An 18,091-nucleotide genomic window follows, 5' to 3' on the forward strand; every position below is an offset into this window, starting at 1 on the left:
GAATGCAGACCGTTTTAGCGAAAATCGTTGCCGATAAGGCCATCTGGGTGGAAGCCCGCAAGCAACAGCAGCCGCTTGCCAGTTTCCAGAATGACGTCGTCCCGAGCAGCCGTCGTTTCTATGACGCCCTGCGGGGTACTCGCACCGCGTTTATTCTTGAGTGCAAAAAAGCGTCCCCGTCCAAAGGCGTTATTCGTGACGATTTCGACCCGGCGCGTATTGCCGGCATTTATAAGCATCATGCTTCAGCCATCTCCGTGCTGACGGATGAGAAATATTTTCAGGGCAGCTTCGACTTTCTGCCGATCGTCAGCAGCATCGCGCCGCAGCCGATCCTGTGCAAAGACTTTATTATCGACCCGTATCAGATCTGGCTGGCGCGCTTTTACCAGGCCGACGCCTGCCTGCTGATGCTCTCGGTGCTCGACGACGAGCAGTATCGCCAGCTTTCCGCCGTGGCGCACAGCCTGAACATGGGCGTACTGACCGAAGTGAGCAACGAAGAGGAGCTGGAGCGCGCGATTGCGCTGGAAGCCAAAGTGGTCGGCATTAACAACCGCGATCTGCGCGACCTGTCCATTGATCTTAACCGTACGCGTCAGCTGGCGCCGCGTCTGGGGTCTGGCGTCACGGTGATCAGCGAATCCGGCATTAACAGCTACGCTCAGGTGCGCGAGCTAAGCCACTTCGCCAACGGTTTCCTGATTGGCTCCGCCATGATGGAGCATGACGATCTCAATGCGGCCGTGCGTCGCGTGCTGCTGGGTGAAAACAAAGTCTGCGGCTTAACCCGCGTACAGGATGCCCAGGCCGCGTATGAAGCCGGGGCGATTTACGGCGGGCTGATCTTTGTGGACTCCTCTCCACGCGCGGTCAGCGAAGAGCAGGCGCGTAAGGTCATCGCAGCGGCTCCTCTCAGCTACGTGGGCGTTTTCCGCAACGCAGATATTGCAGACGTTGCGGCCAAAGCCGACGCGTTATCCCTGAGCGCGGTGCAGCTCCACGGCGATGAAGACCAGAGCTACATCGATGCCCTGCGCGCCGCGCTGGCACCACAGGTGCAGATCTGGAAAGCACAAAGCGTTGGCGATACGTTGCCTTCGCGTAACCTGAACCATGTGGATAAATACGTCCTCGATAACGGCCAGGGCGGTACCGGCCAGCGTTTTGACTGGTCGCTGCTGAACGGCGAAAAGCTGGACAACGTCCTGCTGGCGGGCGGATTAAGCCCGGATAACTGCGTAGAAGCCGCTAAAACCGGCTGCGCAGGCCTCGATTTCAATTCAGGCGTAGAGTCCCAACCGGGTATCAAAGATGCCAGCAAGCTGGCCTCGGTTTTTAAAACTCTGCGTGCATATTAAGGAAGAGAAGATGACGACATTACTTAACCCGTATTTTGGTGAGTTCGGCGGGATGTACGTCCCGCAAATCCTGATGCCCGCGCTGCGCCAGCTGGAAGAAGCGTTTGTCAGCGCGCAGAAAGATCCGGCGTTTCAGGCTGAATTTACCGACCTGCTGAAAAATTACGCCGGTCGTCCGACCGCGCTGACTAAATGCCGCAACCTGACGGAAGGCACCAAAACCACGCTGTATCTGAAGCGTGAAGACCTGCTGCACGGCGGCGCACATAAAACTAACCAGGTGCTGGGCCAGGCGCTGCTTGCGAAGCGTATGGGCAAAACCGAAATCATCGCCGAAACCGGTGCAGGCCAGCACGGCGTGGCCTCCGCGCTTGCCAGCGCCCTGCTCGGTCTGAAATGCCGCATCTATATGGGAGCGAAAGACGTTGAGCGTCAGTCTCCGAACGTCTTCCGTATGCGTCTGATGGGAGCAGAAGTGATCCCGGTGCACAGCGGCTCCGCGACGCTGAAAGACGCCTGTAACGAAGCGCTGCGCGACTGGTCTGGCAGCTATGACACCGCACACTATATGCTCGGTACCGCGGCGGGCCCGCACCCGTTCCCGACTATCGTGCGCGAATTCCAGCGCATGATCGGTGAAGAGACCAAAGCGCAGATCCTTGAAAAAGAGGGTCGCCTGCCGGATGCGGTGATCGCCTGCGTTGGCGGCGGGTCTAACGCCATCGGCATGTTCGCAGACTTTATCGACGACACCAGCGTCGGTCTGATTGGTGTCGAGCCAGCCGGTCACGGCATTGAATCGGGTGAACACGGCGCGCCGCTGAAGCATGGCCGCGTGGGGATCTACTTCGGAATGAAATCCCCGATGATGCAAACAGATGAAGGTCAGATTGAAGAGTCTTACTCTATTTCTGCCGGCCTCGACTTCCCGTCCGTCGGGCCGCAGCATGCGTATCTGAACAGCACCGGCCGCGCGGACTATGTCTCCATTACCGATGACGAAGCGCTGGAAGCCTTTAAAACGCTGTGCCGCAGCGAAGGGATCATCCCGGCGCTGGAGTCTTCGCACGCGCTGGCGCATGCGCTGAAAATGATTAAAGAAAACCCGGAAAAAGAACAGCTGCTGGTGGTGAACCTTTCCGGACGCGGTGACAAAGATATCTTCACCGTTCACGATATTCTGAAAGCACGAGGGGAAATCTGATGGAACGCTACGATAACGTATTTGCAGAGCTGAAATCCCGCCAGGAAGGCGCGTTCGTTCCCTTCGTCACCCTGGGCGATCCGGGCCCGGAACAGTCGCTGAAGATTATCGACACCCTGATTGAAGCCGGCGCCGACGCGCTGGAGCTGGGTATTCCGTTCTCCGATCCGCTGGCGGATGGCCCGACCATCCAGAACGCGACGCTGCGCGCATTCGCATCCGGCGTGACGCCGACCCAGTGCTTCGAGATGCTGGCGGCGATTCGCCAGAAGCACCCGACCATTCCGATCGGCCTGCTGATGTACGCCAACCTGGTCTTTAACCGCGGTATTGATGAGTTCTATGCCGAGTGCGCGCGCGTAGGCGTCGACTCCGTTCTGGTGGCAGACGTGCCGGTTGAGGAGTCTGCGCCATTCCGTCAGGCGGCGATGCGTCATAACGTCGCCCCGATTTTCATCTGCCCGCCGAACGCCGATGACGCACTGCTGCGCCAGATTGCCTCTTACGGACGCGGGTATACCTACCTGCTCTCCCGCGCGGGCGTGACCGGTGCCGAGAATAAAGCGGCGTTGCCTCTGCATCATCTGGTGGAGAAGCTGGCCGAGTACCATGCCGCGCCTCCGCTGCAGGGGTTCGGGATTTCATCCCCGGATCAGGTAACCGCAGCAATTGATGCTAAGGCGGCTGGCGCCATCTCCGGCTCCGCGATTGTGAAGATCATCGAAAAGAACGTGGACAAGCCAGAGCAGATGCTGGCTGAGCTGAAAGCGTTTGTGACCGCAATGAAAGCGGCGACGCGTAAAGCATAACCTCTCTACCGTCTGGCTTCCTGCCAGACGGTTCCCCTTCCTGGTTATCACTCTTCATGCTTCTGACGTGCGGGCTGCTATTTAAGAACGCAATTGACAGGCCAGTAATGATGAATGCTTCAATTATGCTTTATTAATAACGTTTCCGGGGCGGACATCGGGACTTACCAATTTGTAAAGTACCGGCGGCATGGACCAAATCAGCTAAAGTACGAACCTGCATTTTATCCATAACCCGACGTCGATGGACCTTCACGGTAATTTCTGATATGCCCAGTTCAGACGCAATTTGTTTGTTTTGCAGGCCGTTAATCGCCAACTCAAAGGTCTGCTTCTCGCGCCGTGTCAATGCCTGATAGTTTTTACAAAGCTCGAATATTCTTTGCTGCTCTAAAAAATTATTGGTCGCTTCGATTAGCACATCTTTCACGACATTGATAAGTTGTTCCGGTTCGACGGGCTTAGTCAAAAAGTCCCGAACGCCTGCTTTCATCGCTTGTACGCAGAGTGGGATAGAGTTGGTCATAGTCAGGATAATTATCGGTATTGTACAGCCACGTTCCTTCAGGGCCTCTATCACATCGAAACCGTTAGTGTCTGAGGTGTTAATTTCAAGTATTAAGCATGAGGGATGATCAACTATGGGGCAGGAGAGAAATTCTTCGGCATTTTTGAAGTCAAAAGTTTGATAACCTTTCGCCATTAACAATTTAACCACATACAGCCTATATGCATCATCATCATCGATAACATAAACAACATCTTCCATATCACTCTCTCCTCACCAGGCCTTCGACGTACATAATACGAACGGAGGCGTCCATTCACAAAAAATTTTAGGATTGCCAGCCTCTATGTCTGATATCGTTTAATAACCTGAAGTAATAAAATCAAAGACTAACAATCCGTATGCGAATATTCTAATTTAGCAAAGGCAATTAGCATGAGGATATTCTGAAAAAAAGATACATATAAAAGTCGTTTTTGAGCAGCGGTACTGTTAAAACGCATCCTTCAAGCAAACCCTTTTGGATATTTGACTCATATCGCGGAAATTATCTTAGCTTTGTCGTTTTAAGGTGCAGTTTTTATATCTGCAAGGTGGTTAAGCTGAATAAGAGTGCGTTTTTGGTATTAACGCCGATTCAGGATCCACCCGCACTCCAGCCAGAGTCTCTGTCAGAGCATCGGGTATATCAACGGCTCTTGCTGCTCTGAATTCCGCAGCCGTGCCGAGAATCCAAACGCAGCACGGTTTAATGACTGAGGTCATAAAAAGAGGCGGTATTTTGGAGAAAAGGTTTGGAGAGGTTTTGAGGCAAACGAAAAAGATATATATTCCAGTCCGTTAAATTCACTTACACCTTCTGAGTTCAGAGGCTTATTCATGTCATGGCACGCCTTCAAACAGACTTACCTGGTTAAGTTCTGGTCACCTGTTCCGGCCGTTATCGCGGCAGGCATTCTCTCTACCTACTATTTCGGCATCACCAGCACCTTCTGGGCCGTGACCGGCGAGTTCACCCGCTGGGGTGGTCAATTGCTACAGCTCGCTGGCGTGCATACCGAAGAGTGGGGTTACTTTAAACTCATTCATCTGGACGGCACGCCGCTTACCCGCATCGACGGGATGATGATCATCGGCATGTTCGGCGGCTGTTTCGCAGCGGCGCTGTGGGCAAACAACGTTAAGTTGCGGATGCCCAAAAGCCGTATTCGCATAATGCAGGCGGTGGTCGGCGGTATCATTGCCGGGTTTGGCGCCCGTCTGGCGATGGGCTGTAACCTGGCCGCTTTCTTTACGGGGATTCCTCAGTTTTCGCTTCACGCCTGGTTCTTTGCTGTCGCCACGGCCATCGGCTCTTACTTTGGCGCAAAATTCACCCTGCTGCCGCTGTTCCGCATTCCGGTGAAAATGACAAAAGTCAGCGCAGCGTCACCGTTAACCCAGAAGCCAGACCAGGCGCGTCGTCGTTTCCGCCTCGGTATGCTGGTCTTTTTGGCTATGGTCGCCTGGGCGCTTTGCACTGCGATGAATCAGCCCAAACTCGGCCTGGCGATGCTGTTCGGCGTGGGTTTTGGCCTGCTCATTGAACGCGCGCAGATCTGCTTTACCTCCGCGTTTCGCGATATGTGGATCACCGGCCGTACGATGATGGCGAAGGCGATTATCGCCGGGATGGCGGTCAGCGCCATCGGTATCTTCAGCTATGTTCAGCTCGGCGTTGAACCGAAAATCATGTGGGCTGGTCCTAATGCGGTGATTGGCGGCCTGCTGTTTGGCTTCGGGATTGTGCTGGCTGGCGGGTGTGAAACCGGCTGGATGTACCGCGCCGTTGAAGGTCAGGTGCATTACTGGTGGGTGGGCCTGGGAAATGTTATCGGCTCGACGGTCCTGGCGTACTTCTGGGACGATCTGTCCCCGGCGCTTGCCACGAGTTGGGACAAGGTCAACCTGCTGAACACCTTCGGCCCTCTCGGCGGCCTGCTGGTCACCTACGCCCTGCTGCTGGTCGCTTTTTTACTGGTTGTCGCGCAGGAGAAACGCTTCTTCCGTCGTGCGAGTGTTAAAACAGAAACCCAGGAGAATGCTGCATGAAAGAGATCGTGCCCGATTACCGTCTGGATATGGTCGGTGAACCCTGCCCTTATCCGGCTGTTGCCACGCTTGAAGCCCTACCGCAGCTCAAAAAAGGGGAAATTCTGGAAGTGGTCAGCGACTGTCCGCAGTCCATCAACAACATTCCGCTGGATGCGAAAAACCACGGCTACACGGTGCTGGATATCCAGCAGGATGGCCCGACCATTCGCTATTTGATTCAAAAATGATCGCTAAGGGCCTCGCGAGGGGCCTTTATCGCATTGAATTATAAGACATCTTGATCCACGGCAAAAACGAGATTTTTGACTTAAGTAAAATCTCACTTCCCTTTTGAAGGAGGTTTTCGCGGTTTGATGTATTTACGAGCTTTACTGGTTTTCGCCTTATTGATTCCCTTCCATGCGCTGTCCCTCAATTTCTCTTCAACCTTCCTGCGCCTTAATTGTCCGCAAAGAGGACTTGTCGAGGTTATTCTGCACGTTTATGACCATACCCAGGAACGATGGCGCGGCCATTTTGAAACCGGCGCGGGACATAAACGTGCGGGTGATACCGAAATCATCCCGTTTGCCAACGGCGATATTCTCTTTCATTCCCTGTCCAGCGACGCTTTCAGCTATTTATATGATGGGGAAAATATCCTGAGGCACTGCGTAAAGCTTGATGAGCGGCCGGTTTATCCGTCGTTTTGAAGTGAGCAACGCAAACTGGCCACCCTGTGGCCAGTTTGACGGGGGATCAGAAACGATAACCCGCAGAGAACATAAACACCCACGGATCCAGGCGAGTATTGATACTTTGCTGCTGACCGCCCGCCTTGAAGCGTACGTCCGTATCAATATCCATGTACCAGACCGAGGCGTTAATCAGCCAGTCGCGGTTAATCAGATAATCCAGACCGACCTGCCCCGCCATACCCCACGAATCTTTCAGGCTGAGGTCAGTCAGACCGGCCTCTTTACCGGTATCGTTAAACTTCTCGTCGAAGAAGGTAGTGTAGTTCACACCGGCGCCAATATAAGGACGCACCTTGCTGCTGGCATCGCCAAAGTACCATTGCGCCATCAGCGTTGGCGGTAAGTGGTGAACCGTAGCGATATCACCGGTTGCGCCCAGACCCACGCGATGACGGAACGGCGTTGCAGCCAGAAGCTCAACACCAACGTTTTCCGTCGCCATATAGGTGAACGTTAACCCTAACTGGGTGTTATTACTGACGTTAAAACCGCCCATACCCAGCACGTTATCCGATCCTTCAGTCGGGCGAACCGTAGCCGAACCGGCACGAATAAAGAATTCGCCTGCTTCATGCGCATACGCGCCGCCAGAGAGACTGCTTAATACAAGGGCTGCCACCGCTAATTTTTTCATATCCGCTCCATCGTTGTGGTTTTAATCGCGGATGAGAATATACTCACAAATGAGTAATAAGTGATCTGCTACAGATCACATTAAAACCAGTAACTTAACATTCATTGATCTGGATTAATTTTTTGTTGCGCATCCAAAAGCGATAAGTTGTTTCCATGTCAATTTTTGGCATTTCACGGTTACAAAATTTTCCCTTTTCCCCCTCTTGCTCTTCCTCAGGCGGCTGGATAATTTATCGCTCTCACAAGTTGATTTGATGCGTTCTTCTTTAGCAGGTGTGCCATGAGTGATATCAACCCGTGCATGACGTGCGGAGCCTGTTGTGCGTATTTTCGAGTCTCTTTCTACTGGGCCGAAGCCAGCGATGGCGGCGGTACCGTTCCGGTTCATTTCACAGAGCCGCTAACGCCTTTTCTACGCTGCATGAGCGGCACAAACCAAAAGCAGGCCCGCTGCGTAGCGCTACAGGGTGAGCCCGGGGTCTCTACCCGATGTTCTATCTATGAGGATCGGCCCAGTCCGTGCCGGGAATTTGCCATGTCGGGGGAAGATGGGCAGGTCAACGAAGCCTGCAATCGGGCCCGGGCGCGCGTTGGATTACCGCCGCTTTACAAAGATATGCTTTTCCATACAAGCCTTGATGCTGCCACAGCAGGCGCATCCGGTGTACAATTGCCGGCTAATTAACACCTGCAATACTCAAGGAGAGTGCATGTCTATCACGGCGAAGTCTGTCTACCGTGACACGGGAAACTTTTTCCGCAATCAGTTCATAACCTTTTTACTGATCGCGTTGCTATGTGCCTTTATCACGGTGGTGCTGGGCCATGCCTTCTCACCGAGCGATGAACAGATTGCCAGCCTGAGCCAGGGCGACCACCTTGCCGGAAGCGTGGGGCTATTTGAACTGGTGCAAAACATGACGCCGGAGCAGCAGCAAATTCTGCTGCGGGCGTCTGCCGCGTCAACGTTCTCAGGCCTGATTGGTAATGCAATTCTGGCGGGCGGCGTTTTGCTGATGATTCAACTGGTCTCGGCGGGTCACCGGGTCAGCGCCTTACGGGCGATTGGTGCGAGTGCGCCAGTCTTACCTAAGCTGTTTATCCTGATCTTTTTAACCACCCTGCTGGTGCAAATGGGGATTATGCTGGTCGTGGTGCCGGGCGTATTACTGGCTATCGTGCTCTCATTTGCGCCTGTGATGGTGGTGCAGGATAAGATGGGGATTTTTACCGCGATGCGCAGCAGCATCAGACTGGCATGGGCGAATATGCGTCTGGTGGCTCCCGCCGTGATCGGCTGGCTGCTCGCCAAAACGCTCCTGCTGTTGTTTGCACCGAATTTCGCGGTATTAACGCCCAATGTTGGCGCGGTAGTGGCGAATACGCTGAGCAATCTGATTTCAGCGGTGCTGCTGGTCTATCTGTTCCGCCTGTATATGTTAATTCGTCAGTAAACCTGAGGCGGGCGGCATCGCTGCCTCCCGCCCCGCTCAGAAGATGGAATCACAGAATGAAGCAGTTACTTGATTTTTTACCGCTCGCGGTCTTTTTCGCTGTCTATAAGTTGTATGACATTTTTGCTGCAACAAAAGCGTTAATCGTCGTGACCGCCGTAGTGCTGATCTATAGCTGGATTCGCTATCGCAAAGTCGAAAAAATGGCGCTTATCACGTTCATTTTAGTGGCGGTGTTCGGTGGATTGACCATTGCCTTGCATGATGTTGAATTTATTAAGTGGAAGGTTACCGTTATTTATGCGTTGTTTGCAGCAGCGTTACTGTTCAGTCAATGGTTCATGAAAAAGCCCCTGATCCAGAGCATGTTAGGTAAAGAACTAACGCTGCCGCAGGTAGTCTGGTCGCGTCTGAATACCGCGTGGGCAATCTTCTTTATACTTTGCGGTCTCGCTAATATCTATATCGCCTTCTGGCTGCCGCAGGATATCTGGGTCAACTTTAAGGTCTTTGGCCTGACCGCGCTGACGCTTATCTTCACGCTGTTAAGCGGCGTATACATCTATCGCCACATGCCCCAGGATGACAACCACTGATTAACGACTGACCAGAACGTCTACGACAGGCGTTCTGGTCTATTCTCTCCGCTGTGAAATCATAGTAGCATCCCGCCTGAAGTCTTCCGTTACGAGTTAAAACAATGACAACAACTAACGCCCCGCAGGGCGAACTGGTTTTACGCACACTGGCAATGCCCGCTGACACCAATGCCAATGGCGATATTTTTGGCGGCTGGCTGATGTCGCAGATGGACATGGGCGGCGCAATTCTGGCAAAAGAGATTGCCCACGGGCGCGTAGTGACTGTGCGAGTGGACGGCATGACCTTCCTGCGCCCGGTTGCGGTGGGAGATGTGGTTTGCTGCTACGCGCGCTGCGTCAAACGCGGCAACACTTCTATTTCAATCAACATCGAAGTATGGGTTAAGAAAGTCTCTTCTGAACCCATTGGGCAGCGTTATAAGGCCACTGAAGCGCTGTTTATTTATGTCGCCGTAGATAGCGAGGGTAAACCTCGTCAACTTCCGCAGGCCTGATCGACAGGCAAAAAAAAGCCTCCATCAGGAGGCTTTTTTTATTCCATCTGCGCCCCGCCGTTCAGGCGGAAAACAATATTCACAATCAGTCCGCTGCCCGGTTTTCCGGCTTCATAGCGCCATCTGCGCATCGCCGATTTCACTTCGCGCTCAAACATATTAGAAGGCTGAGCGGACAATATTTCCACGTTATCCACGCGGCCATCCGCAGTGACGTCAAATTTTACCCGTACGCGACCCTCAATACGTAAGGCCTGCGCTCGTGCCGGATACTGAGGCTGGTTGCGACTCAGCGCGCGCGGGCCCGCCGGGGCACTGACTGTCGGCTTAGGCGCTGTTGCGGTGTTATTCATCACCGGACGCGAAGGCGCCGCATTCTCGACCGTCTGGGTCGCCTGCGGTTCAACCGGACGTTCTTCGCGTTTTGGACGCTCCTCGACCTTCTTAACCGGCTTTGGCTTCGGCTTAGGTTTTGGCTTCGGTTCAGGCTTGTGGATCACTACCGGCGCTTCCTTCGGTGGCGCCGGAACAGGCTCGGGCTCTGGCTCAGGTTCAGCCACCGGCTGCGGTGGCGGAGGTGCAACCTGCGGCGGTTCGAGATCCGCTGGCGATACCATCGTCACCGAAATCGGCTGCGCGGGCGCGGGCATTTCAATAACCTGATGAACCGAGGTATACAGCAATCCCGCCACAACAGCACCGTGAATCACGACAGAAAGCAGCGTCGGCCAGGGAAAGCGGCGAGGTAAATCAAGGGTCATCGAAGTCATAATCATCAACGTTAAAAAACCGAACACTGATTTTAAATGCAAATAGCAATCATATTCAATAAGACACTTTGTTCTGACGCAACTTTAGCGCATGAGAGGCCAAAAAAGGCGCATTCAGATCAGGGTATTAACATTGTTTTTATTTTACATTGCAGTCGTTTGCCCTTTCACATAACGTAACTGACACTTTTACCGGTTAAGGAGCTTCGCCGTGTTTTACGTGATTTACTCTGAAGATGTTGCTGATTCGCTCGAAAAACGCCAGGCCGTGCGCCCTGCGCATCTGGCACGTTTGCAGCTGCTCCAAGATGAGGGCCGTTTACTGACCGCCGGCCCAATGCCTGCAGTAGACAGCAACGATCCGGGTGCCGCCGGTTTTGCCGGTTCCACCGTGATTGCTGAGTTTGAATCTCAGGAAACCGCTCAGGCATGGGCTGACGCAGATCCGTATGTCGCAGCAGGTGTGTATGCGAAAGTGACGGTTCGACCGTATAAGAAAGTGTTCTGATACCAAAGCGGCTCCGAAAGGAGCCTTTTTTATAGTAGAGATTACGCGTCTCTGCGCCGGGTAAACTGTTGCTCCGTTATAAGGGTTCCCCACTGATCGCCCTCCCACTCTTTGACGAGCGTAAATCCAAACGATTCGTATAAACGTCGTGCGGCGGTAAGCTTATTGAATGTCCAGAGATGCACGGCAGAGAAACCTACGCTGTCGCAAAAGCGCATCGCTTCGGTAAGCAGTTTTTTCCCCACCCCGTGTCCCCGGCAGCCATCGTCGAGAATAAACCAGCGCAGATGGGCTTCACCCGGCGCTAAATCCTCGCCGTCTATCGCCACTGACCCCACTATCCTGCCGTTCATCACCGACAGCCAGATCTGGTTGCATGGCTTATCCAGGCGGTCACTAAATTCTGCAACCCCTGCGGCCACTTTGGCTTCAAAAAAGCGGCCAAAATGGTGCTCGCGCGCGTAGTAAACCCCGTGCAACTCCGCGATACGGCCAATCATGCCGGGAATATACCCCTGCACTATCGTGAGCTCATCGGGGGGCGTGTCGTTGCCCTTTTCACGGCACGCCAGCAGCGCGTTGGCATAAAGGGAGAGTCCTTCAGAAATGGTCTGCTGCTGGGCAGGAGCAAGACTCTTTATTGCTGAGGCCACGCGCTCATTGCTAAAGGTATTAATTTTACTGACCGTCTCATGACCTTTCGCGGTCAGTCTGAGGCTCTTCGCTCTCGCATCTTCAGGTGAAATCACCTCCTCGAGTTCGCCCGCGGCAATCAGGCGAGCCAGCATCCGGCTGACGCTGGACTTTTCCAGGCCCAGCAGCTGTACCAGCCGACTCGCCGTCATCTCTTTGCGTAAGGCGATTTCGACCAGGGTATGGACGGCTGAAGGAGAGTAATTTGTTGAGGCCAGGGTAGACCCCATAAAACCTAACTCTCGCACCATCAGGCGCGAGGAACGTCGAATAACACTGACTAGCGGGGTTTCGCTGTGCATGTTGTGCCCTCAGCATTTAGTTGTACTATACAACTAAATGCTGAGGGGTTGTCAAACATAATAAAAAGGCTCCCTCGGGAGCCTTTCAAACCATCAATGTAGCGATGCTAGCCTCGCCGCAAACCCGACAAACAGCAGACCTATCAGACCGTTCCCCAGCTTTGCCAGTTTCTTTTTGGTTTTCAGATAACGCGTCACAAACGCGCCGGAGAAGATAAGGAAGCTCATGTACATGAAGCTTATTAACTCCAGCGTCGTCGCGAGGATCAGGAAAGAAGTGCCCGTGCTCTGTGCATTCACGTCAATGAACTGAACGAAGAACGATACGTAGAACAGAATCGCTTTGGGATTGGTCAGGCTTAATACCAGCGAACGTTTCATGATCATACTGGCCGGTTCGGGGCCGCTCTCATGGGCATTTTTCTGGCGGTTCACCACTGACCAGAGCATTTTGCCGCCCAGCCAGAGCAGATAGAAGGCCCCGAGATAGCGCACGATGTTAAACAGTACCGGCGTGGTCTGGATTAATGCCGCGACGCCCGCCCAGGCCAGAAACATCAGCACCGCATCGCCGATAAATACGCCTGTGGCGGCAAGATACCCTTTTTTAACACCGTGACCGATCCCGGTTTTTAGCACAAACAGGGTATTCGGCCCTGGCACCAGCACGATAAAAAATGCGCCGACAACATACGTCCAGAAATTCAGTACGCCAAACTCCGCAAACACTTCTCCCTCCTTTTGCTAAACACAACAGGAATATCGCTGCAAATACGCTATTCCTAAAAAATCAGACGCTATAAAATCAGCGGGCACCCGTTACGGTGCCCTCATGGTTTCAGATATCCTGGACTGCGAACAGCAACGCATTGCGGTGCCTGGTCAATCCACATTTTCTGATGGCGTGAATACGCATATTGCGGCGGGATTGTGCTTCCAGCCAACGAGCCTTGCGACGACTCACCTGTCGCAACATGCGCCAGCGCCCTACTTCTGTTCTACTGCGCTTCATGTCTACAACTCTTTAACTAACAGAATCGCCATTATAAACCCAACCCGGCAGCAAACCAGCGCTTTTACCTGGCGTTTTTATTTGCCAGATGAATCCTGATGCGTACACTCATAACAATACGCTTTCAAAAGGATTTTTTTACCTATGACAACCTTCTACACCGTGGTGAGTTGGCTGGTCATTTTGGGATACTGGCTGTTAATCGCGGGTGTGACATTACGCATCCTGATGAAGCGCAGAGCCGTACCCTCTGCCATGGCCTGGCTTCTGATCATTTATATCCTCCCGCTGGTGGGAATTATTGCCTATCTCTCTTTCGGCGAGCTTCATTTGGGTAAACGCCGCGCCGAGCGCGCCCGCGCCATGTGGCCCTCCACCGCGAAGTGGCTGAACGATCTTAAGGCCTGCAAACATATTTTTGCCGAGGAGAACAGCAGCGTCGCCTCCTCACTGTTTAAGCTGTGCGAGCGCCGCCAGGGGATTGGCGGCGTTAAGGGCAATCAACTGCAGCTGCTGACCTCGTCCGACGACGTCATGCAGGCGTTAATCCGCGATATTCAGCTGGCGCGTCATAATATCGAGATGGTTTTTTATATCTGGCAGCCCGGCGGGATGGCTGACCAGGTCGCTGAATCACTGATGGCCGCCGCGCGTCGCGGCATTCATTGCCGCCTGATGCTTGACTCCGCGGGTAGCGTGGCATTTTTCCGTAGCCCCTGGGCGGGCATGATGCGTAATGCCGGTATCGAAGTGGTTGAAGCGCTGAAGGTGAATCTCCTGCGCGTGTTTCTGCGCCGGATGGATCTCCGCCAGCATCGCAAAATGATCATGATCGATAACTATATTGCCTACACCGGCAGCATGAATATGGTTGACCCGCGCTTCTTCAAACAGGACTCGGGCGTAGGTCAATGGGTTGATTTGATGGCGCGAATGGAGGGGCCGATTGCCACCTCGATGGGCATCGTTTATTCCTGCGACTGGGAGATTGAAACCGGCAAGCGTATCCTGCCGCCACCGCCGGACGGCAATATTATGCCGTTTGAAGAGGCGAGCGGTCATACCATTCATACCATTGCTTCCGGACCGGGCTTCCCGGAAGACTTAATCCATCAGGCGCTGCTGACGGCAACCTACTCGGCGCGTGAATATCTGATCATGACGACGCCCTACTTTGTCCCCAGCGACGACCTCCTGCACGCGATCTGTACCGCCGCGCAGCGCGGTGTCGATGTGAGCATCATTTTGCCACGCAAAAATGACTCCCTACTGGTGGGCTGGGCCAGCCGGGCATTCTTCAGCGAACTGCTGGCCGCAGGGGTGAAAATTTACCAGTTTGAAGGCGGATTGCTCCACACCAAGAGCGTTCTTGTCGACGGTGAGCTGAGCCTGGTGGGAACGGTCAACCTGGATATGCGCAGCCTGTGGCTAAACTTTGAAATCACGCTGGTCATTGATGATGCCGGCTTTGGCGGCGACCTCGCTGCGGTGCAGGATGATTATATCTCCCGCTCGCGGCTGCTGGATGCCAGACTGTGGGTAAAACGTCCGATGTGGCAGAGAATTGCCGAACGACTGTTTTACTTCTTTAGTCCGTTGCTGTAAAACGTGCCCAACGATGTTAAACAGGTAGTCATCATGGAAATGGATCTGAACAATCGCCTGACCGAAGACGAAACGCTCGAGCAGGCCTATGACATTTTTCTCGAACTGGCGGTTGATAACCTCGATCCCGCAGACGTGATCCTCTTTAATCTGCAGTTCGAAGAGCGCGGCGGCGCTGAATTGTTCGACCCTTCAGAAGACTGGGCTGAGCATGTGGATTTCGACCTGAATCCTGACTTCTTTGCCGAAGTGGTGATTGGGCTGGCCGATGAAGACGGCGGCGAAATTAACGATATTTTCGCCCGCGTCCTGCTCTGTCGGGAGAAAGACCACAAGCTGTGCCATATACTCTGGCGCGAATAAAAAAAAGGCTGCGATTGCAGCCTTTTTTATTTACTCCGGCAATTCACTGCCGCAGCGGTAACAAAACCGCGCGCTGTGTTCATGTTCGCCCTGCTGGCAATCGGGACATTTGCGCTGCTGCTTGCGGCTCTGAAACGCGCTGCTCATGTGTGTGGTAATAAGTCCCGTCGGGATCGCAATCACCGAATAGCCAATCAAAATCAGCACTGATGCCACGATGCGCCCCAATGGCGTATGGGGCGTGATATCACCATAACCCACGGTGGTGACGGTCACAATGGCCCAGTAGACGGACGCATTGAGCGTCGTAAAGCCATATTTGGGCCCTTCTATTAAATACATCAGCGCGCCAAAAACAATCATGACGATGGCAATAAACGAGTAGAACAAAATAAGCTGATGGCGGGCGCTGACGATCGCACTCCAGAACACGCGTAATGACGGCATAAAACGCAGTAGCTTCAGAATACGTAATACCCGAATCACGCGCATCGCTCGCCAGGCAAAGACATAGCTCAGGCTAATCTCCGGCCACAGCCACATTACATAGAGCGGCAGGATGGTGGCTAAATCGATAAATCCCCAGAAGCTGAAAACATATCTGGCCGGGTTAGGCCAGGCTATTACCCGGAGGAGATATTCAGCGGTAAAAACCAGGGTAATCGCCAGCTCAAGCCAGACAAAGATATGCCATTCATCAAACGTCAGGTGGTATTGCGTCCCGGCACCCGATTCAATAAAGATGACAACTACGCTGAGGAGCGCAAATAAACCGCAAAGACCTTCGAAGCGTCGTCCGGAAAGCGTTTCAGGATCGAATAAAAAATGATATAGCCGCCGACGGGCTGACGTGAATAAACGCGACACGGTTACCTCGCAAAAAATAAGGGCTGACATCATGTCAGCCCTTGCGATTATAACGGGTCTACTTTCAGGCAGGAAACCGCATGTCGGAAACTGCCTTCGAGAACCGGTCGCGTTTTAGCACATTCCGGCCCGGCCATCGGGCAGCGCGTGCGGAAGACGCAGCCCGACGGCGGGTTAATCGGTGAGGGTAATTCCCCTTCCAGAAGCTGGATGGTTTTATTCTTTTCCAGATCCGGATCGGGGATCGGCACCGCGGACATCAGCGCTCTGGTGTAGGGGTGCAGTGGATTATGGTACACCTCGTCATAGGTGCCCAGCTCCACGGCATGCCCCAGATACATGACCAGCACGCGGTCAGAAATGTGTTTCACGACGGCCAGGTCATGCGCGATGAAGATCAGCGACAGCCCCATTTCGCGCTGCAGCTTCTGCAGCAGGTTAACCACCTGGGCCTGAATGGAGACGTCCAGCGCGGAAACCGGCTCATCGCAGATAATCAGCTTCGGTTCGAGGATCAGCGCACGGGCAATACCAATACGCTGGCACTGACCGCCAGAGAACTCATGCGGATAGCGGTTGATGAGGTTTGGCAACAGGCCGACTTTCATCATCATCGCCTTTACGCGATCGCGCACTTCCTGACGAGACATCTTCGGATGATAGGTGCGCAGCGGCTCGGCAATAATCTCGCCGATGGTCATACGCGGGTTAAGTGATGCCAGCGGATCCTGGAAAATCATCTGGATATCGCTGCGCACCTCGCGCCACTCGTCAGGCTTCATGCCCAACAGATCTTTACCCAGCCAGGCCACTTTACCGTCGGTGGCTTTGACCAGACCGATAATGGCTCGCGCAAAGGTCGATTTACCGCAGCCGGACTCTCCCACCACGCCCAGGGTTTCCCCTTCGTACAGGCGCAGCGTGACGCCGTCCACCGCTTTCAGGGTCTTCGGCGGCTGCCAGAACCACTGTTTGCCGTCTTTGATGTCGAAATGCACTTTAAGATCGGCGATTTCGAGCAGCACGTTGCGTTTTTCATCTAATGCGTTCATACCAGCTCCTCCTGCGGCTTAAAGCAGGCGCGCAGACGGCCTGGTGCAAACTCTTCCAGCGGCGGAGCGCTGTTGCAGATTTCCATCGCGTGCGGGCAGCGCGGCTGGAACGGACAGCCTTTCGGCAGACGCAGCAGGTTTGGCGGGTTGCCCGGAATGGTGAGCAGGGATTCCCCTTCCGCATCAAGACGCGGTACCGCGTTCAGCAGGCCAATCGAGTACGGGTGCGCAGGCTGATAGAAGACATCGCGCGCTTTACCGTATTCCATGGTTCGACCGGCGTACATCACCAGCACTTTGTCGCAGATGCCCGCCACCACGCCCAGGTCGTGGGTGATCATGATAATCGCCGTGTTGAATTCGCGCTTTAGCTCGTTCAACAGGGTCATGATCTGCGCCTGAACGGTAACGTCCAGCGCGGTGGTAGGTTCATCGGCAATCAGCAGCTTTGGCCGGCACAGCAGCGCCATCGCAATCATCACGCGCTGACGCATACCGCCAGAAAACTCGTGCGGGAACATGCGCATACGCTTGCGGGCTTCCGGCATTTTCACCGCATCCAGCATTTTGACCGACTCTTCAAAGGCCTCCGCTTTGCCCAGGCCTTTGTGCAGCATCAAGACTTCCATCAGCTGCTCGCCTACGCGCATATACGGATTCAGCGAGGTCATGGGATCCTGGAAAATCATCGAGATCTGCTCAGCGCGCAGCTTGTTCAGCTCGTGTTCCGGCAGGTTGAGGATTTCACGCCCGTTGAATTTAGCGGAGCCGCCAATCACGCCGTTAGCAGCCAGCAGGCCCATCAGCGCAAAGGCAGTCTGGGATTTTCCGGAACCGGATTCCCCTACGATCCCCAACGTTTCACCCGCGCGCAGGTTGAAGTTGAGATCGTTGACGGCTGTAACATCCCCGTCCGGCGTTTTAAAGGTCACGCGGAGGTCTTTCACATCCAGCAGAAGACTGTTCTGCTGTTGCACCTGTGGCGCAGTGGCCGTTTCAATAATTGTCATGACGGCGCTC

Annotated in this window: 22 protein-coding genes; 13 read left to right on the forward strand and 9 right to left on the reverse strand. The window is 53.9% G+C overall.

Features of this window, described 5'->3' with window-relative positions:
- Positions 1-2: 2 nt before the first annotated feature.
- From trpCF to trpA, 3 genes are read left to right on the forward strand one after another with little or no spacing between them, the layout of a single operon-like run.
- The gene (gene trpCF / locus BJ885_RS09020; protein WP_121931748.1) at positions 3-1,361 is read left to right on the forward strand and encodes a bifunctional indole-3-glycerol-phosphate synthase TrpC/phosphoribosylanthranilate isomerase TrpF; all 1,359 of its coding nucleotides are present in this window, start codon (positions 3-5) and stop codon (positions 1,359-1,361) included.
- A gap of 10 nt (positions 1,362-1,371) precedes the next feature.
- Entirely contained in the window at positions 1,372-2,565 is a 1,194-nt protein-coding gene (trpB, locus tag BJ885_RS09025) for a tryptophan synthase subunit beta (protein WP_010431806.1), read from the forward strand.
- Positions 2,565-3,374 carry a tryptophan synthase subunit alpha gene (trpA, locus tag BJ885_RS09030; RefSeq protein ID WP_029740534.1) on the forward strand — a complete coding sequence of 270 codons (810 nt, stop codon included), beginning with the start codon at positions 2,565-2,567 and terminating at the stop codon, positions 3,372-3,374. The genes trpB and trpA overlap by 1 nt, the downstream gene beginning before the upstream one ends.
- A 133-nt stretch (positions 3,375-3,507) precedes the next feature.
- Here trpA and BJ885_RS09040 read toward each other — a convergent pair whose 3' ends face one another.
- Positions 3,508-4,143: a response regulator transcription factor gene (locus tag BJ885_RS09040; RefSeq protein WP_047647555.1), complete on the reverse strand. Its 636-nt coding sequence runs from the start codon at positions 4,141-4,143 to the stop codon at positions 3,508-3,510.
- Positions 4,144-4,761: 618 nt separating this feature from the next.
- Here BJ885_RS09040 and yedE point away from each other — a divergent pair.
- From yedE to BJ885_RS09055, 3 genes are all read left to right on the forward strand, one after another.
- Positions 4,762-5,973, forward strand: a complete 1,212-nt coding sequence (gene yedE, locus BJ885_RS09045) for a selenium metabolism membrane protein YedE/FdhT (RefSeq protein WP_121931750.1) — start codon at positions 4,762-4,764, stop codon at positions 5,971-5,973.
- Positions 5,970-6,203, forward strand: a complete 234-nt coding sequence (yedF, locus tag BJ885_RS09050) for a sulfurtransferase-like selenium metabolism protein YedF (RefSeq protein WP_003856774.1) — start codon at positions 5,970-5,972, stop codon at positions 6,201-6,203. The genes yedE and yedF overlap by 4 nt, the downstream gene beginning before the upstream one ends.
- Before the next feature lie 126 nt (positions 6,204-6,329).
- A complete protein-coding gene (locus BJ885_RS09055) occupies positions 6,330-6,668 on the forward strand; it encodes a hypothetical protein (RefSeq protein WP_054829751.1) in 339 nt (112 codons plus the stop codon).
- Between the two features lie 46 nt (positions 6,669-6,714).
- Here BJ885_RS09055 and ompW read toward each other — a convergent pair whose 3' ends face one another.
- On the reverse strand, positions 6,715-7,347 hold the full coding sequence (gene ompW, locus BJ885_RS09060; RefSeq protein ID WP_023312086.1) for an outer membrane protein OmpW: 633 nt from the start codon (positions 7,345-7,347) through the stop codon (positions 6,715-6,717).
- Between the two features lie 282 nt (positions 7,348-7,629).
- Between ompW and BJ885_RS09065 the strand changes: the two genes are divergently transcribed.
- The 4 genes from BJ885_RS09065 to yciA all read left to right on the forward strand — a co-directional run bounded on the left by BJ885_RS09065 (position 7,630) and on the right by yciA (position 9,899).
- The gene (locus BJ885_RS09065) at positions 7,630-8,034 is read left to right on the forward strand and encodes a YkgJ family cysteine cluster protein (protein WP_032665088.1); all 405 of its coding nucleotides are present in this window, start codon (positions 7,630-7,632) and stop codon (positions 8,032-8,034) included.
- A gap of 25 nt (positions 8,035-8,059) precedes the next feature.
- Positions 8,060-8,803, forward strand: coding sequence for a YciC family protein (locus BJ885_RS09070; protein ID WP_047647551.1), 744 nt, complete (start codon positions 8,060-8,062; stop codon positions 8,801-8,803).
- 56 nt (positions 8,804-8,859) lie between these two features.
- Positions 8,860-9,399, forward strand: a complete 540-nt coding sequence (locus tag BJ885_RS09075; protein ID WP_059346875.1) for a septation protein A — start codon at positions 8,860-8,862, stop codon at positions 9,397-9,399.
- Positions 9,400-9,503: 104 nt separating this feature from the next.
- Entirely contained in the window at positions 9,504-9,899 is a 396-nt protein-coding gene (gene yciA, locus BJ885_RS09080) for an acyl-CoA thioester hydrolase YciA (RefSeq protein WP_008502796.1), read from the forward strand.
- A 38-nt stretch (positions 9,900-9,937) separates the two neighbouring features.
- Here the strand turns inward: yciA and tonB are convergent, their stop codons facing one another.
- Positions 9,938-10,660, reverse strand: a complete 723-nt coding sequence (gene tonB / locus BJ885_RS09085; protein WP_121931751.1) for a TonB system transport protein TonB — start codon at positions 10,658-10,660, stop codon at positions 9,938-9,940.
- A gap of 220 nt (positions 10,661-10,880) precedes the next feature.
- Between tonB and BJ885_RS09090 the strand changes: the two genes are divergently transcribed.
- Entirely contained in the window at positions 10,881-11,177 is a 297-nt protein-coding gene (locus tag BJ885_RS09090) for a YciI family protein (RefSeq protein WP_032656697.1), read from the forward strand.
- A 41-nt stretch (positions 11,178-11,218) separates the two neighbouring features.
- On the opposite strand, the gene BJ885_RS09095 is transcribed toward BJ885_RS09090, so the two are convergent.
- The 3 genes from BJ885_RS09095 to BJ885_RS23190 form a co-directional block, all read right to left on the reverse strand.
- Positions 11,219-12,172: a helix-turn-helix domain-containing GNAT family N-acetyltransferase gene (locus BJ885_RS09095; RefSeq protein ID WP_121931752.1), complete on the reverse strand. Its 954-nt coding sequence runs from the start codon at positions 12,170-12,172 to the stop codon at positions 11,219-11,221.
- Positions 12,173-12,265: 93 nt separating this feature from the next.
- On the reverse strand, positions 12,266-12,901 hold the full coding sequence (gene leuE, locus BJ885_RS09100; protein ID WP_023312092.1) for a leucine efflux protein LeuE: 636 nt from the start codon (positions 12,899-12,901) through the stop codon (positions 12,266-12,268).
- 109 nt (positions 12,902-13,010) lie between these two features.
- Positions 13,011-13,184, reverse strand: coding sequence for a YciY family protein (locus BJ885_RS23190; RefSeq protein ID WP_086379783.1), 174 nt, complete (start codon positions 13,182-13,184; stop codon positions 13,011-13,013).
- Positions 13,185-13,328: 144 nt separating this feature from the next.
- On the opposite strand from BJ885_RS23190, the gene cls reads away from it, so the two are divergent.
- Both cls and BJ885_RS09110 read left to right on the forward strand, forming a co-directional pair.
- Entirely contained in the window at positions 13,329-14,789 is a 1,461-nt protein-coding gene (gene cls, locus BJ885_RS09105; RefSeq protein WP_029741729.1) for a cardiolipin synthase, read from the forward strand.
- 33 nt (positions 14,790-14,822) lie between these two features.
- Complete coding sequence (locus BJ885_RS09110; RefSeq protein WP_006810881.1) at positions 14,823-15,152, forward strand: HI1450 family dsDNA-mimic protein; 330 nt, start codon at positions 14,823-14,825, stop codon at positions 15,150-15,152.
- A gap of 30 nt (positions 15,153-15,182) precedes the next feature.
- Here BJ885_RS09110 and BJ885_RS09115 read toward each other — a convergent pair whose 3' ends face one another.
- From BJ885_RS09115 to BJ885_RS09125, 3 genes are read right to left on the reverse strand one after another with little or no spacing between them, the layout of a single operon-like run.
- Positions 15,183-16,052 (reverse strand): ion transporter, encoded by an 870-nt coding sequence (locus BJ885_RS09115; protein ID WP_183128616.1) that lies wholly within the window; start codon positions 16,050-16,052, stop codon positions 15,183-15,185.
- A 14-nt stretch (positions 16,053-16,066) separates the two neighbouring features.
- The gene (gene oppF, locus BJ885_RS09120) at positions 16,067-17,071 is read right to left on the reverse strand and encodes a murein tripeptide/oligopeptide ABC transporter ATP-binding protein OppF (RefSeq protein WP_023312094.1); all 1,005 of its coding nucleotides are present in this window, start codon (positions 17,069-17,071) and stop codon (positions 16,067-16,069) included.
- Positions 17,068-18,081, reverse strand: coding sequence for an ABC transporter ATP-binding protein (locus tag BJ885_RS09125; RefSeq protein ID WP_121931753.1), 1,014 nt, complete (start codon positions 18,079-18,081; stop codon positions 17,068-17,070). Before BJ885_RS09125 ends, oppF begins: the two co-directional genes overlap by 4 nt.
- Positions 18,082-18,091 lie beyond the last annotated feature (10 nt).

It is taken from the genome of Enterobacter sp. WP_7_1, from assembly GCF_003688535.1.
In the GTDB taxonomy this organism is placed as follows: Bacteria; Pseudomonadota; Gammaproteobacteria; order Enterobacterales; family Enterobacteriaceae; genus Enterobacter; species Enterobacter asburiae.

Coding starts and splice junctions, on each gene's coding strand:
- trpCF (WP_121931748.1), top strand. CDS start 3: ATGCAGACCGTTTTAGCGAAAATCGTTGCCGATAAGGCCATCTGGGTG.
- trpB (WP_010431806.1), top strand. CDS start 1,372: ATGACGACATTACTTAACCCGTATTTTGGTGAGTTCGGCGGGATGTAC.
- trpA (WP_029740534.1), top strand. CDS start 2,565: ATGGAACGCTACGATAACGTATTTGCAGAGCTGAAATCCCGCCAGGAA.
- BJ885_RS09040 (WP_047647555.1), bottom strand. CDS start 4,143: ATGGAAGATGTTGTTTATGTTATCGATGATGATGATGCATATAGGCTG.
- yedE (WP_121931750.1), top strand. CDS start 4,762: ATGTCATGGCACGCCTTCAAACAGACTTACCTGGTTAAGTTCTGGTCA.
- yedF (WP_003856774.1), top strand. CDS start 5,970: ATGAAAGAGATCGTGCCCGATTACCGTCTGGATATGGTCGGTGAACCC.
- BJ885_RS09055 (WP_054829751.1), top strand. CDS start 6,330: ATGTATTTACGAGCTTTACTGGTTTTCGCCTTATTGATTCCCTTCCAT.
- ompW (WP_023312086.1), bottom strand. CDS start 7,347: ATGAAAAAATTAGCGGTGGCAGCCCTTGTATTAAGCAGTCTCTCTGGC.
- BJ885_RS09065 (WP_032665088.1), top strand. CDS start 7,630: ATGAGTGATATCAACCCGTGCATGACGTGCGGAGCCTGTTGTGCGTAT.
- BJ885_RS09070 (WP_047647551.1), top strand. CDS start 8,060: ATGTCTATCACGGCGAAGTCTGTCTACCGTGACACGGGAAACTTTTTC.
- BJ885_RS09075 (WP_059346875.1), top strand. CDS start 8,860: ATGAAGCAGTTACTTGATTTTTTACCGCTCGCGGTCTTTTTCGCTGTC.
- yciA (WP_008502796.1), top strand. CDS start 9,504: ATGACAACAACTAACGCCCCGCAGGGCGAACTGGTTTTACGCACACTG.
- tonB (WP_121931751.1), bottom strand. CDS start 10,660: ATGACCCTTGATTTACCTCGCCGCTTTCCCTGGCCGACGCTGCTTTCT.
- BJ885_RS09095 (WP_121931752.1), bottom strand. CDS start 12,172: ATGCACAGCGAAACCCCGCTAGTCAGTGTTATTCGACGTTCCTCGCGC.
- BJ885_RS23190 (WP_086379783.1), bottom strand. CDS start 13,184: ATGAAGCGCAGTAGAACAGAAGTAGGGCGCTGGCGCATGTTGCGACAG.
- cls (WP_029741729.1), top strand. CDS start 13,329: ATGACAACCTTCTACACCGTGGTGAGTTGGCTGGTCATTTTGGGATAC.
- BJ885_RS09110 (WP_006810881.1), top strand. CDS start 14,823: ATGGAAATGGATCTGAACAATCGCCTGACCGAAGACGAAACGCTCGAG.
- BJ885_RS09115 (WP_183128616.1), bottom strand. CDS start 16,052: ATGATGTCAGCCCTTATTTTTTGCGAGGTAACCGTGTCGCGTTTATTC.
- oppF (WP_023312094.1), bottom strand. CDS start 17,071: ATGAACGCATTAGATGAAAAACGCAACGTGCTGCTCGAAATCGCCGAT.
- BJ885_RS09125 (WP_121931753.1), bottom strand. CDS start 18,081: ATGACAATTATTGAAACGGCCACTGCGCCACAGGTGCAACAGCAGAAC.